Raw genomic sequence first — 14,358 nt, 5'->3', positions numbered from 1 at the left:
GACTGAGCGTAAACCTGGTTCATCACATTCGAATTGTAAGGATCCATCTGCAACTGAGGGATCGTTGCCTGGGAGAAGACCGCACCTGCAAAAAACAGTGAGAATACAAAGGAAAAAAGCGCGAGCGCGCCTTGTGTTTTTGTGAATCCTGTGAACCTTCGTTCAGATGGGTTTTCTGTTTGCATGGGGGACCTACGATTTGGTCAGCTAAGCCGTATTAAAGCGAGAAGTCAAAAAATTATGGAATTGCGGCGATCATTTTTTATTGGAATTTTCTCGTTTTTTAGAAAAAAATTTCCCTTTTTGGGGGGGATGGATTTTGAAATTCGGGATTTCGCAAGCAAGTGAGATGTTTCTCGCGGCGGCGGAGGCCACGGACGGCCGAAGCTTTTTCGTCGGAACAGGATGTTCCGCGAAAAAGAGCGAGGAACATCTCACGTTTGGCGGGGATACCAAAATCCCATCTTATAAGGAAACACTACCTTCGAACAAAGCAAAAAGATGCTGATAGCTTTTTTGAATTCATTGATAAAAACGAATCACAAAAGCCTTCCACAGAAGAACTGGTAAAAAAATAAAGTCCGGCTACGATAAAATTTCAAAGTTACTAAAAAACTTTGATCCAATCTCACTCATTCAACACACCATTCGCCCTTACTGACAACATCTGGCTTGTTTAGGACTCCTCTTTATGTCTCATATAATCGAATCATTTCAACTCTCCCTTCTCATTCACGCTTAAGGAGGGGTGGGGATACCAAATTTCCTTTCCCACTCTCGTTTTTTCTCCTGGAGACATATTCTTTACAAGAGTGAAGATAATTGTCTCAAGGAATTTTCCAGAAGTTCGATTCTTAGTTTGTAAGGAAGTTTCTTATGAATATTTCTCAAGAACCCAAAAGACAATTATCACTGGTCGCACCGGATTTCAAATTACCAGTGTTAGATGTTCCTGTGGCAACGAATACAAATAAGGCAAATGAAAAATTTTCGGACTTTCTTTTCCCGGATCCGGCCAATTCTCCAGCTCCTCTTGCAAACGACTCTGCAAATAAATCTTCCATTCTCGCATACGATGATACTAAAATTCCTTCCGAGCCCGGCTCTTCGGATAAAAAAGAAAAGATAGAAGAAACCTCCAAGACGGAGATTCCTAAATCGGAAAAAGAAATCAAAGACTCTTCGGAAGAGGAGGAAACGGACGAAGATGAGGATCTTGCCCTTTCTGCTGAGCTTCTTTCCAATCTGATTTTTTTTCCTTCTGCTTCCGAAAGATCCGTAAAGAACAAAGAAGACGGCCTAAAAGATTCCGCACAATCACCGCAAAAACTCGCTTTATTGAAATCAAACGACAAAAATCCACCGTACGCGGGTAATGCGAAGGAAGCCGGTAGCTTTTTGGAAGATGCTAAAAAACTTGCGGAAACTTTTTTTCGCAAAGAGACAAAAGAAACCAAATCCAAAGACAAATTGGAACCGAATCTGAAAAAAGAATCGGGACTGGAAGATCTGAACGGAAAATCCGAAGGCTGGGATTTGAAAACCGTTTCTAAAAACGAAAAACTGATCATCGGATCGTTTCGCAAAGAAGAGGCGAAACCAAAAGAAATCAAAAAAGAATCCGTAACAAAAACGTCCACGGTATCCAGTGCACCAGCAAACGGAGAAAAGGTTTTCAAATCGGAAATAGAATCCGTAAAGCAGGACAATTTCAAACAAAATATTTTCCTATCCGATCGTAATCCTGAAAAAACGAAAGAGAATTCAGCCTCTAAAAAGTTGTCTGCAAAAGAAGATCCTTCCAAAGACAAATCGAACTTAGTTTCCGAATCTACTGCGGTTCCGGAAAAAATGATCCGTTCTTTGGGTGTGAAAGATCGCGAATTTAATAAATCGGATAACAGAAATCAGTCGGTCGTTGACAAAGTGAAACCGAAAGAAACACTCGAGATCCAAATACCTTCCGCTCAATTCAATTCCAAAGAGGAAGGTTCCGCCGGCGGAGAGAAAAAAGGATCTTTGAGACAAGAAGGATTTTCATTTCAAAACGAACTTCGCAGTTCTGCAAAAACGGACGAATCCGCACGTGCGGAAAAACTGACCACGCCGAACAAACAAAACATTCAAAAAAACTTGGATGAATTGGTAAAACAAGCCCGGTTTGACATTGTTCAAAACGGTAAGTCCACAGCTGAAATCATAATGAACCCGAAAGAGTTCGGAAGACTTACTTTGAAAGTAACCGTAGACGGTGAAAAGGTAGAAGGGAGAATCCTCGTTGAGTCAGAAGAGATGAAATCTCTTATCACGAATGAAATCGCAAAATTGACAGAGAGTTTACGCGAATCCGGTTTGGAATTGGAAAATCTGCTCGTGGACATTTGGGATAACAGCGGTTCGTCTCTATCCGGAAACAGTCAGGACCGTTGGAAACAATTTGATCCGGAATCGGTACAGTCCTATTCTTCCAATGCAAAAAAACAAGCGTTAGATGATGAAGCCGAGATTTCATCACGACTCAAACCCGCCCAGGACGGGCTCGAAATTTTCGTTTAAACAAAGGAATAGTATATGCCAGAAGGAATACAAGATCTATCCAGCCAGAATGCGGTTCGAAGCAGATACCTCGACACTGAGAAAACTTTTAATATCCGCAAACATCTGGATCAGATGGAGAAGGAAGAAAAGAGCGGACTGAAAGGTATCGAGATCCGTGAAAAACAAAAAGAGCTGGGTAAAGATGATTTTTTGAAATTACTTCTCACTCAATTGTCCCACCAGGATCCGACGAATCCGGTTCAGGATAAGGACTTCATCGCACAGATGGCGCAATTTTCTTCTTTGGAGCAGATGAAAAATATCTCTTCCGGAATTCAAAGAATGGAATCTAAGCAAAGTTATTCGGTCGTAGGCAAGATGGTCTCGGGGCCCGACCTGGTATCGGGAGAAGATGTAACCGGAATCGCCGGAGCAATTCTATTCGATAACGAAGGTAAAACCTATGTTCGGGTGAACGGAAGAATGATTGATGTCGCAAAACTCAATTTGATTTCCGACCCGGAAGTATTAAAGGCTGAGACGATGATGCAACCGCAAGCACCTCAGGCGCTTCCCAATAATACGTTAAAAAAACAAGAAGCATATCAGGATTAATCGAAAGTAGACGATAAGGAAAATAAGGTAACTAGCTATGATGAGATCACTTTACTCCGGAGTATCCGGACTCAAAAACCACCAAGTAAGAATGGATGTTATCGGTAACAACATATCAAACGTTAACACTCACGGATTCAAGACGGAAAGAGTTACCTTTCAGGATATGATTTCCCAAGAGTTGCAAGGTGCGTCGGAACCGAAAGAAAACATAGGTGGAACAAACCCGAAACAAGTGGGACTTGGATCTCTTATCGCTGCAATTGATAAGATCATGACTCAAGGTGCTTTACAAACTACGGGAAAGAACACGGACATCGCTGTTTCAGGCGACGGATTTTTCGTAGTGAAAGACGGTGACAAACAATTTTATACAAGAGCCGGTGCGTTCAACGTGGACAAGAACGGCTATTATGTGAATCCTGCCAACGGTTTGAAAGTTCAAGGTTGGAATTCCAGACTTGATGACAGCGGCAATAAATATATCAACTCTGCGGGTTCCGTCGAAGACATCATCATCCCACTTTATTCCAAAGAACCGGCACGTGCGACTCAGAATGTGGATTTTCAATCCAACTTGAATGCCAACGTTCCTGCGGTTCCGCCGGATGCTACTGAAGACGACATCAAACGTTTTATCAACGACCCGGATCCTCGTCAAAGAAGAGGTCATGTGACTTCCATCAACGTATACGACGAGCTAGGTAACACTCGTCAGTTGGGAGTAGAGTTCTACAAAGTCCGTGACAATGTTTGGAAGATGAGAATGAATCTGAACGAAGCCACTCAACTTTCCGTAGACGTATCCGGAACGGGCGGAGAAAATACTTCCGTTTCCGAAAATAACGAATTGGAAGTATCTTTTACACCTGACGGAAAAATCATCGCAGTTTCCGACGGAGTGGATTCCCAAACCACAGGAAAACTCCAAGCAAAAGTCGCTTTCCGAATTCCCGGAAACCCTACGCAACAGACTTTCAGTCTGAACCTCGGGGAAGCGGGCCTTGTGGGAGGAATCACTCAATTCTCTTCCGACTTCACTACGAAAGCGGTGAAACAAGACGGTTATACAATGGGTTATATGGAATCTTTTTCCATTGATAACACTGGAACCGTAACCGGAGTATTTTCGAACGGAGTGAGACAACCTCTTGCAAGAATTGCCATGGCGGTTTTCACAAACTCTGCCGGTCTCAACAAAGAAGGGGACACAATGTACAGCTATTCCATGAACTCGGGAGAAGCGAATATCGGAGAGGCAGGATCACAAGGTCGGGGAAAGATCAACGCAGGTCTTTTGGAAATGTCCAACGTAGATCTTTCCGATCAGTTTACGGATATGATCGTGACTCAAAGGGGATTCCAGGCGAACTCAAGAACCATCGTGACATCCGATCAGATGATCCAGGAAGTTCTAGGTCTCAAACGATAATCATAAACTGAACTATGGGGCATAAGCCCCATTTTTTCCTTGAAATATGCAAAATTCTAAGAATACTGGGTCAAATCATTATTTTTAGAACTGCAAGTCCTTGTCCCATTTTCAAAAAAACTTCCTACTCACTTTAATCCTCCTGGCGGCCATCGCCTATCCTCCGTTATATTATTCTATTCGGGACACGATTCAAAAAGAATCTTTGCCGAAAAATTATAATGCACCCGCTTTACTTCCTCATATTGCACTTGGGGATTGGAAATTGGGGAATTATAAAGATGAAGGTTCGATTGCCAAAGCGGTTCGGAATATTGTGTACCTTCAGTTTGCCGAGATGTCGGGCTCCGTTTTTTACGGAGAAACGGAGACTTTGCGGCAAACCCAAAAAGACAATCTACATATCATTCTATTGGGTGATTTTTCTCTGAGCAAAGATTTTTTGGAATTCCAGCCCAAGCTTTATTTTCCTAAAACCAAAAAGTTTTATAGCGGAGATTCTTTCACGGTTTCCTGGCCGGAAATAGGGACTTTGCCGGGCCGAGTCACCCGTTCTTATCATCATTTGATTTCCGAAACCATCCGTCTCAATCGGATCTTATTGAATCCTCCCAAGCTTGTCGCAGAGGATTTCGATTCAGAGGCTCTTTCTTCCAATGAATTTTCTGCCTATATTTCCCTTTTTTCCGAATCCAAATCGAATGAAGACAAACTAACAATTGCTAAAAATCTTTCGCTTACTTCTCCGAAGGCTTCCTTTGTTTTTTACGAACAGATGAAACGGAATTTTGCAATCAAAGGAATTTCGGGTCACAAAGAACTTTGGAAAAAATGGGAAGACAATAAAAATCCGACCCATTCCATCTATGCATCCCAATTTGCGTATTCGATTGCAACCGGGCTTTTCCATTCTCCCGATTGGGAAAAATCTTGGGACTATCTCCAACTAGCACGCAAAAAACGGGAAGCTACGGATCAGATTTTTCATTTCGAATACGCAAATAATCTTTCTCTCTTGGGGCAATTACTGATCCGCCAAGGTAAAAAAGAAGATGCGGTTTATTATCTTACCTCCGCAAAAGAAATGTATTCCAGTCTGGGTCTTGCAGAAGACCAAGATGCGCTTCGCAATCTTTGGTATCATTCTTTGTTACTTGCGAGCCTGGGACAAAAGGAAGTCGCACTCGGCGGGTTTTACCAATTGGAATCATATTTTTCCAAAAAGAATGATTTTGAATCGGCGCTATTTTATTTTGATTTTGCCAAATTGGAATACGATCTGAAGGCATTTCCTTCTGCCTTCGATTTTCTGCAAAAATCCCGCGGTATATTATTTGAAAAACAACTTACAAATCACGAATTGAATTTTCTCGTATTACAATTGCAAGCTGCCATTCTGTATAAACAGAACAAGCTGAATGATTCCAAGCTTTTATGGGAAGAGATCGTTGCTTCCCGGTTACTACTTCCCAGCGAAGACAAGATCTTTTATCGCGAATCCTTATTCGGACTTGCATTGATTTATTTGCAAAAAGGTGCTGCGTCCGAATCGGACAATCTCTATAGAAATTACACGAGACTCACTCCTTATAGCCAAATCCAAACATTAAACAACAATCCGCTGGTTCCGGATTATATCTATCCGGGAATTTTGGATTCTCCCGACTTGAATCTTTTTACAAATTTGGAAGAGTCTGTTATCCGATCATATACCGGGCGTTATATTTTCTCAGGTCAGGAAGAAGAGATCCGTGCCAGAACCTATGATAATAGGTTGGAAGATACAAATGAATTTTTGAGAGATTTATTGGAAAAAGATTATTTCGGAACGCCGGCACTTGCTTCTCTGAAAGAAGATATTTTTCCGAAACATCTTTCCTATGACAAAGGGGAGAATGTGGTATTCCTGGACATCGGTCCCGCTTTGAACAATCCCGATGCACCGGGTATCACTTCCCAATCCGTAGCATTTCATTTTCCCAAGATGGAAGTGGTTCTTTGGGAATTGCCGAAGGAAGTGGATTTGTTTTTGAAAAAAGTTCCTATGGATAAAAAACAGCAGTTGTATTCCTTTCGGAACATCCGTATTCTCGCAGCAGACGGTGTAGGAAGTTTCAATAAGGAATATTACGAACCTAAAAATTGGATTTTAAGCAATCGGAACATTCCCAGCATCAAAAACAAAACGGTCATTATGCGTGCCGCAAATTCCATCGACATTTACGAAACTTATATCAAGATCCAGCCTCATTTTCAGGATATAGCGAGCGAGTTGAAAGACAACCCAGTTCTGTATTTTTTCAATCGCAGTATTTTGTTGAAACCGAAAGGACAAAACAAATTTACCTTGATCGGATATCAGTCCATCCGGGGATTTCACCATAATTTCCAAAGTCTGGATCGAAACGGGGAGCCCCCTTACACTCTCGCTAAATACACGTTAAATGATAAATGATATGAATCTTCACCCCTTACAACCGGAACTCAGTATGATCGGGTTCGCTTCTTCAATTTTGTTTTTGATTGGCATTTTCAACTGCTTTTACGATAAAAAATTCCAGTCCGATTATATATTCATTTCTTTATTTTACTTGGTGAGTTCCTATTTTCTTTTTTACGCAGTCACCATTTCCGGACTTTGTCCGATACCTTTCTTTTATCCCGAACAACCTATTTTAAGTTTAACTCACTTGATTTTGTTTTTGGGATTTTCATTCCTTGGAGCCAACTCGGTTCTGCCCGAATTGAAAACAAAGTTTCAAGTTTTCTATATTCTTATTTTAGGAACCGTTTTGTTTCCCGTTCTCTACTGGATATTCCATACCGGGATTATGACAAATTTACACTTCGCAGACAGAGGGGGATTTATCCCTTTCCTTCTGGCTTCTGGAAGTTTGGTTTGGTTCCATGAAACTTTTTTTTCCGAACCGGAACCCGACAAAAAAAATCAGACAAATCAACCGGATGTCGGTTTTCCCTACTTAATTTTTGTACCCTGGGGATGTCTTGTTTCGTCTAAATTTATACTAAACGAAGTGTACTTGAACCTTGGGTTGGAACTCCTTCTATTGGGAGGAGTTTCCTCCTTCGGTTTTTTTCTATTATCTAAAATTAGAAAACCAGAGAATGTTTCGTTTTCTCCCATCACCGGATTTTTGTCCGGTGTAACATTCGGTTCGACATCCAACGGTCTTTCATTGGCATTACTTTTGCCGCTTTGTTTCGGACTTGGGATTTTGTTACAAGTGTTTCACTGGTGGCTTGAAACAAAGTTATGGTCGCAAAAAGCAGCCTGTTTGTTTACCGGTCTTCTTATGGCAGGTACTGCTGGTGTTTTTTCCCCCATTCTTACTTGGCAAAGAATGGACCTCCCTCATCCCCCCTTGACCATGTTAGGGGTACAAGCGATCGGTTTCCTAACAGTGTTTTTGTTGTCTTCCTTATCAGCTTCCCTTCTCTTCTTTTTCAGGAAACATTCAAAGAATTGAATTTTTTTTTAAAAGAATAGACATTCCTCCGAGGCTACGACGATATTTGAAATGTGAATAGGGAAAACTTACGGGAACATAAATATATCATCACCGATGATCCCTATTTTGAGGGAAGAGTTTCCGATCACTTTAAAAAGATCCGGGCAAAAGTAATCACTCTCACCGAGCTTGTAAAAATAGAAGAAGAATCACAGCAAAACATTGCTAAGGTGCTCTTTTATCTCTCCCATTACGAGCTGGAAAAAAGCCATTCATCCATTCATGAATTTTTAAAACTTCACCCTTCGGTGATGTGCTCTTTTATTATCAGAGCCCCCATCGATTATACCGGGTTCCAGGCTTTGTCCATTGAAGAGGAATTGTTTTTTACAAATGTTCCGGACGATGCTCCCGTTATTTTTTTAATCAAAGCAATCGTAAATGCATTCACAAGCCTACAGATGGTTGTGGATAAATTCGAACTTCAAAAAAGAATCAATATTTCCACGAACGAAATTTCCAAACTTACAAGGATCGGGATCAGTCTTGCCAATGAAAAGGATTTTACGAAACTACTTCGTGACATTCTGAATTCTGCACGTGAAATTTCCAATTCGGACTCCGGTTCTTTGTATCTTGTGGAAAAAGATGAAAAAGGAAATCCCCGCAATCTTCGTTTTAAAATATCCGCACTTGATCTGACTTCCGACGAATTCATTCTTCCCATCAATAAAAAAAGTATCGCAGGTTATGTTGCTTTTACCGGAAAACAACTCAATATTCCGAATGTTTACGAGCTTTCCGGCAAAGAAGAATATCATTTCAATAATGACTTCGATAAGATGAGCAATTATTACTCCAAATCCATGTTAGTTGTTCCTATGAAGGATCATCATGACGAAGTGGTCGGAGTCATCCAATTGATCAACCGAAAGAAAAATTTCCATTCCAAACTCAGCTTGGAACAAATGAAAATCGATCATGTTTTGGAATATGACAAGTATGCTGAAGAATTGGTGATGGCTGTTGCGGGCCAAGCGGCTGTTGCCATTCAGAACAATAACCTTGTACACGAAATCGAAACATTATTCGAAGGCTTTGTCACAGCGAGCGTATCCGCGATTGAATCCAGGGACCCTACGACTTCAGGTCACTCTTTTCGGGTGGCACAGTATACAGTAGGACTTGCAGAATCCGTAAATCTCATCGGTGTAGGCAAATTCAAAGATGTTATTTTCAATCCGGCCCAAATCAAAGAAATCCGTTACGCATCTCTATTGCATGATTTCGGCAAAGTAGGTGTTCGTGAAAAAGTTTTGGTAAAGGCGAAAAAACTGGAAGACTACGAATTGGATCTGATTCGTTGGAGATTTCATTTTATCGTCAAAGATGTGGAAGCCAAACTCGCTCAGAAGAAAATCGATTATCTGAAGAAACACGGTAACTCCGGTTATTCGGAATTCGAACAATCCATCCAGTTGGAATATGAGATGGAAAAACAAAAAATGGAAGAGATTGTGCGTGTGATCTCCCAATCCAACGAGCCCACCATTTTGGAAGAAGGGAATTCCAATTTTTTAGAAGAAATTTCCAAACTCACATACCAAACTACGGAAGGGGGAAATATTTCCCTTCTCCAACCCAAGGAATTCAGTTTTCTTTCCATTCGAAAAGGTTCTCTTGATTTTGAAGAGAGAAGGGAAATCGAATCCCATGTGGAACATACATTTCAGTTCCTAAGCAAAATCCCTTGGACCAGAGAATTGAAAATGGTTCCTGCCATTGCACACGGTCATCATGAAAAATTAAACGGGGGAGGATACCCTCGGGGACTCAGCGCCGTTGAGATACCAGTGCAGGCAAAGATGATGGCGATCGCCGATATTTTCGACGCACTCACAGACAAAGACCGTCCTTATAAGAAAGCTGTTCCTTTGGAAAGAGCCTTTGATATTTTAAAGATGGAAGTGAGAGACCAACACATTGACGGAGATCTTCTGGATGTGTTTATAGAAAACAGAGTGTACGATAAAGTTTTGCAAAAAAGATTAGAGGGCCAATGAATCCGTTTTTCTTTGTGTCGTTTTTGTTCTTTCTCGTCGGTTCCCTTTCCGCGCAAAAATTCACTACAGTCCATGGCAGACTCAACAATGGGGCCATTCCGAATCAGCTTCTATCTTCTGAATTCGACATCAAACCCTTTGTTTATAAATCCTCAATCAGTGATACCACGGATTATCCTCCTATTACCAATTCACTTACGATCGTACATGCAAGAGATAGATTGAGAGGTACTTTTTCGGACGGAACCGTTGTGATCCAAAAGATCATGGGAGAAACTCTTCTTTATGAAGAGATCAATGGGCAAATCGCGATTGTTCTTACATCCAAAAGGCTTTATGCAATCGATACCGAATCCAGACAATGGATATCTGAAAATCTTTTTGCAGATGAAAAAATGCAATTTAGATTGGGTAACAAAGGATTTGTTGCAAAGTCGGACAGGAGTTTGTTTTTATTTACCATAGGACATTCTTCCATTACAAAAATAGGTCTGGAAGGAGAAACGATTCTCGGAATGGGTAGCATCGGAACTCTTGCAACGATCATCACAAATAAAAGAATCCTTACCTTGTCCGGGTCGTATGCGGATATTGCGGAAGAAGATATTTTTAATTACCAAGTCCGCTCTTTTAATATTCTAAACAATGCGATTCTCTACCATACGGATGGAAAGATTTATCATTATACTGATGTTACTCATAAATACCAATTGGAAGATTTGAGAGAGTGATATAAGTTCTTTTCGAACCCGGCTTCACAGCAGGTTCATAAGGAAATGGCGATTATAAATTACTTTGATGTTCTCACCCTAAATTTCGCTTCAATCGGGTAAGACTAAAGTTCCTTGTCCATATAACGTAGAAAAGTTGGCTTGCTTTGCCTTTGTATGCTGGAATAAAAAATAACAACTTAAGTTCATGATTTTTAAGATTCTAAGTATCTTCGGATTTACATTCAAAAGGTGGATTTCCACTCCGAGTTTTCTCATCTTCATCCGTTTGTGAAGTAGGATTCCGAGGATGGCGGACGAAATTTCTTCCACTTCGGAAAGATCTAAAAAGATATTCTGATCGAAAGGAGAAACAAAGGAATTCCATTCTTTTTCGAAATGTCCCATAGATTCTATATCCAGTTTTTTTCTTTCGATCTTATAAAATCCTTCTTGGTTTGTTGCCTGAATCATTTCCTTTATCCTTCAGATAAGGGAACGGAGTTTTAAAAAAAAAGATAATACCAAGTGTAAAAAAATAGAATTTCCCTCCAAAAAATCTTTGAGTATAAGTACGATTCTTTTTTACGATCCGAAGATCTCCGAAATCAGTCTTTCAAAGTCTTCTCCTCTTTCTGAAAAGTTCTTATACAAATCAAAGCTGGCACAAGCAGGGGAGAATAGAATCGTTTGTTTTTTGTTAGGTTCCATTTTTGTTTTTATATTGACCAGGGCGTCTTTTACAGTAGAAACGATTTCACAGGAAAGATCCCCTTTGTTCCGTAGAAAATCTTCCTTCCATACTTTCCCTGCTTTTCCGTAAATCCAAACGGGATTTTGCAATTCTTTCCACCTTTCAAAAAAAGGAATGAGGCTTTCTTCTTTTGGTTCTCCCCCTAAAATAAGAAATAGAGAGTCTTCCTTTCTGAATCCTGATATTCCGGACAACATACTGTGCAGGTTTGTGGACTTGGAATCATTTATAAATTCAATGTTTTGAAAAGACGGATTCAATTTTTCTTTTAGATTTAATTTTTTAAAACGGTGGGGAAGTCCTTCGAAATCTCCAAGATGGCTCCCCGTTTTTTCTTCGGGAACTCCTACTGCTTCGGAGATAGCGATCGAGAGAGCTAGATTGTATAGATTGTGTTTTCCCGGTAAAGAAAAATCATTCGTATCATAGGAATGATTTTTGGTAGTGATTTTTTTCGAATCAAAGTCGATTAAAATATCGGAACCTTTCTCTTCTCCGAAAAACAGAATCTTTCCCGGGTAGTTTTGTTTTTTATCGGGGATTTTTTCCCAGACTTTTTTCCCGATGATAAATGTATGATTCGGATTTTCCAAATCATTGCTTTTCCATTTGGCAAGTAAGTATCTTTCCATGGTTTTATGTCTTTCCAAATGGTCGGGAGCAAGATTTGTAATTGCGGAAACCGATAAATGTAAGTTAGGTGAATCTTCCAGTTGATAACTAGACAATTCCAGGACCACCATATCCAGGTTATCTTCGCAAAAAGAAGTGAACGGCAATCCTAAATTTCCACCCACTTGCGAATTGGGAAAATGTCTCCGGATCAAATGATGAGTGAGCGCAGTTGTAGTGGATTTCCCGTCGGTGCCTGTGATCCCGACCAAAGGCCCCTGGTAAAAAATTCTTCCCAGCGCAATTTCCGAGAGGATGATAAGATTTCTTTTTTCCGCTTCCAGTAAAATCGGATGAGTCGGTGGTATCCCGGGACTTTTTATTATGCATTCGGTAAGGTCCAATGCATCTTCTATATTTTTATCAGATACTATTTTGGCATAAGGAGAGTCGGAAGATACTTTTTCCGATTGGTCCGCGAGTATAACCGTTTTGCCATATTTAGAGAGTAATCTTGCGGCAGATTCTCCCGAAAGCCCGCCTCCTAAGATCAGAAATCGGTGCTTGGAAAGTAATGAGGATTTAGTAGGAAGACTAATAGAAAACATTGATTGACAGTCCGTTAAAAACGAGTGATTTTGTAAAATCATATCAGGGTCGGGTGAAATAGTGCTTAAACACGAGATCAAAGACGGAAAACTAGTTGTTTACTTGGAAGGTCGCTTGGACGTTTCCGTAGCGAATGAGGTAGAGGAAGGCCTTATGGATTTGATAGACAACGGTGGTCATAGAAAAGTGCTTCTGAATATGAAAGATGTAGAGTATATGTCTTCTTCCGGATTCAGAGCTTGTATTTCCACATTGAGAAAGCTCAATTCCAAAGAAGGGGCTCTCAAAATCTCAAATATCAAACCCGCAGTAAAACGTATTTTCGACGTGATCGAGCTAACTTCTTTGTTTGATATTCATGAATCGGAAGAGGCAGCCCTCCGCTCTTTTTAAGGCATAGGTTTTTACGAACCCTATATTACACAAAATTGTAGCTACCAAACACGAAGAAATTCTTCGCATCAACCTTGCTTCCCTGCCCAAAAGGGAAGTTCCGGTCTATCCTTTTGCCAAAGCATTAAAACAATCTTCACTCACGATCATTGCGGAGTGCAAAAAAGGTAGCCCTAGCGGCGGAGTGATCCGGCCGGATTATTCTCCTGTGGAAATCGCAAAACAGTATGAGATTTCCGGAGCAAGTGCCATTTCCGTTCTCACCGATGAAAATTATTTTTTCGGGTCCGTTTCCCACCTTCGCGATGTCAGTCGGGCGGTAAAGATTCCCGTCATCCGAAAGGATTTTATCCTTCACGAATCTCAAATTGAAGAAGCATACGCAAACGGTGCCTCTGCTATTTTACTCATCGTTCGTATTTTGGAAAAATCCAGACTCGAAGAACTTTACCTTTACGCAAAAAAACTAGGGCTCGGGGTATTGGTAGAAACTCACAACCAAACAGAAGTCGAGACTTCTCTCTCATTCGGGATGGATGTGATCGGGATCAATACCAGGGATTTGGATACATTTCAAATACACTCAGGCTTGGTTCAGGAAATGGCGGATTTGATTCCCAAAGATTTGGTTCGGGTTGCCGAATCGGGTGTACATTCTTATCAGGATTTGATCCAATACGAAGGAGTCGTGGATTCCGTGCTCATAGGAACTTATTTTATGAAACAACCCAATATCGCTTCCGCTTACGAAACATTAACCAAACCGAATACTTAAACAACAGCCTTGGGCGCCTCGGAATCGTTCAAAACTTACGAGGCGATCGAAGCGGCGACCGGGCTCTCCGCTCCAATCAAACGAAAAAACTTCGGCCATCCTGGTCTACGTCACCGCGAGAATTGTTTTCCGTGTTTTAAGAGTTGATCATTGTCTGTGATTTCCGCTACGATCCTGGCGCGAAAACTCATCCGAAAACAATTACAAAGTCAAAAAGGCGAACTTATTCGAATAAAATTGCCTGAGATGGGCGTATCGCTTTACAAAGAGAAGGCGGTGTGGTAGAGAGGAGTCATTGGGCGGCGGGTTCAGTTCCATCCCGTTACCCATAAGTAAGTAACTTCCACATGATTGCCGCAGATTGTAATTTGTAAAGTCCCCTAGCCA

The 14,358-nt window shown here is 40.9% G+C and carries 11 protein-coding genes and 1 pseudogene; 9 read left to right on the top strand and 3 right to left on the bottom strand.

The window, feature by feature from the left end:
* A partial coding sequence (locus EHS11_RS05855) for a hypothetical protein (RefSeq protein ID WP_135763476.1) occupies positions 1-185 on the bottom strand: 185 nt, incomplete at its 3' end.
* Between the two features lie 691 nt (positions 186-876).
* Here EHS11_RS05855 and EHS11_RS05850 point away from each other — a divergent pair.
* From EHS11_RS05850 to EHS11_RS05820, 7 genes and pseudogenes are all read left to right on the top strand, one after another.
* Positions 877-2,556 carry a flagellar hook-length control protein FliK gene (locus EHS11_RS05850; protein ID WP_135763475.1) on the top strand — a complete coding sequence of 560 codons (1,680 nt, stop codon included), beginning with the start codon at positions 877-879 and terminating at the stop codon, positions 2,554-2,556.
* 15 nt (positions 2,557-2,571) lie between these two features.
* Positions 2,572-3,123: pseudogene (locus EHS11_RS05845) on the top strand (flagellar hook capping FlgD N-terminal domain-containing protein); the annotation flags it as partial.
* A gap of 67 nt (positions 3,124-3,190) precedes the next feature.
* The gene (gene flgE, locus EHS11_RS05840) at positions 3,191-4,585 is read left to right on the top strand and encodes a flagellar hook protein FlgE (RefSeq protein WP_135763473.1); all 1,395 of its coding nucleotides are present in this window, start codon (positions 3,191-3,193) and stop codon (positions 4,583-4,585) included.
* A 100-nt stretch (positions 4,586-4,685) separates the two neighbouring features.
* Complete coding sequence (locus tag EHS11_RS05835) at positions 4,686-7,040, top strand: tetratricopeptide repeat protein (protein ID WP_135763472.1); 2,355 nt, start codon at positions 4,686-4,688, stop codon at positions 7,038-7,040.
* Position 7,041: 1 nt separating this feature from the next.
* Entirely contained in the window at positions 7,042-8,073 is a 1,032-nt protein-coding gene (locus EHS11_RS05830) for a hypothetical protein (protein WP_135763471.1), read from the top strand.
* 53 nt (positions 8,074-8,126) lie between these two features.
* Positions 8,127-10,118: an HD domain-containing phosphohydrolase gene (locus EHS11_RS05825; protein WP_135763470.1), complete on the top strand. Its 1,992-nt coding sequence runs from the start codon at positions 8,127-8,129 to the stop codon at positions 10,116-10,118.
* Positions 10,115-10,849, top strand: a complete 735-nt coding sequence (locus tag EHS11_RS05820; protein WP_135763469.1) for a hypothetical protein — start codon at positions 10,115-10,117, stop codon at positions 10,847-10,849. The genes EHS11_RS05825 and EHS11_RS05820 overlap by 4 nt, the downstream gene beginning before the upstream one ends.
* Before the next feature lie 90 nt (positions 10,850-10,939).
* Here EHS11_RS05820 and EHS11_RS05815 read toward each other — a convergent pair whose 3' ends face one another.
* The gene (locus EHS11_RS05815; RefSeq protein ID WP_135763468.1) at positions 10,940-11,302 is read right to left on the bottom strand and encodes an STAS domain-containing protein; all 363 of its coding nucleotides are present in this window, start codon (positions 11,300-11,302) and stop codon (positions 10,940-10,942) included.
* A gap of 111 nt (positions 11,303-11,413) precedes the next feature.
* Positions 11,414-12,802, bottom strand: coding sequence for a UDP-N-acetylmuramoyl-L-alanine--D-glutamate ligase (gene murD, locus EHS11_RS05810; RefSeq protein ID WP_135763467.1), 1,389 nt, complete (start codon positions 12,800-12,802; stop codon positions 11,414-11,416).
* Positions 12,803-12,863: 61 nt separating this feature from the next.
* Between murD and EHS11_RS05805 the strand changes: the two genes are divergently transcribed.
* Positions 12,864-13,196, top strand: coding sequence for an STAS domain-containing protein (locus tag EHS11_RS05805; protein ID WP_109018468.1), 333 nt, complete (start codon positions 12,864-12,866; stop codon positions 13,194-13,196).
* A gap of 22 nt (positions 13,197-13,218) precedes the next feature.
* Positions 13,219-13,971: an indole-3-glycerol phosphate synthase TrpC gene (locus EHS11_RS05800; protein ID WP_135763466.1), complete on the top strand. Its 753-nt coding sequence runs from the start codon at positions 13,219-13,221 to the stop codon at positions 13,969-13,971.
* The last annotated feature ends 387 nt before the right edge of the window (positions 13,972-14,358 follow it).

The organism is Leptospira ilyithenensis (assembly GCF_004771005.1).
Lineage (GTDB): Bacteria > Spirochaetota > Leptospiria > Leptospirales > Leptospiraceae > Leptospira_A > Leptospira_A ilyithenensis.
This window is presented reverse-complemented; position numbering and strand designations above follow the sequence as displayed.

Bases quoted from the DNA above. Each gene is read 5' to 3' on its own strand.
- EHS11_RS05850 (WP_135763475.1), top strand. From the start codon at position 877: ATGAATATTTCTCAAGAACCCAAAAGACAATTATCACTGGTCGCACCG.
- flgE (WP_135763473.1), top strand. From the start codon at position 3,191: ATGATGAGATCACTTTACTCCGGAGTATCCGGACTCAAAAACCACCAA.
- EHS11_RS05830 (WP_135763471.1), top strand. From the start codon at position 7,042: ATGAATCTTCACCCCTTACAACCGGAACTCAGTATGATCGGGTTCGCT.
- EHS11_RS05820 (WP_135763469.1), top strand. From the start codon at position 10,115: ATGAATCCGTTTTTCTTTGTGTCGTTTTTGTTCTTTCTCGTCGGTTCC.
- EHS11_RS05815 (WP_135763468.1), bottom strand. From the start codon at position 11,302: ATGATTCAGGCAACAAACCAAGAAGGATTTTATAAGATCGAAAGAAAA.
- murD (WP_135763467.1), bottom strand. From the start codon at position 12,802: ATGTTTTCTATTAGTCTTCCTACTAAATCCTCATTACTTTCCAAGCAC.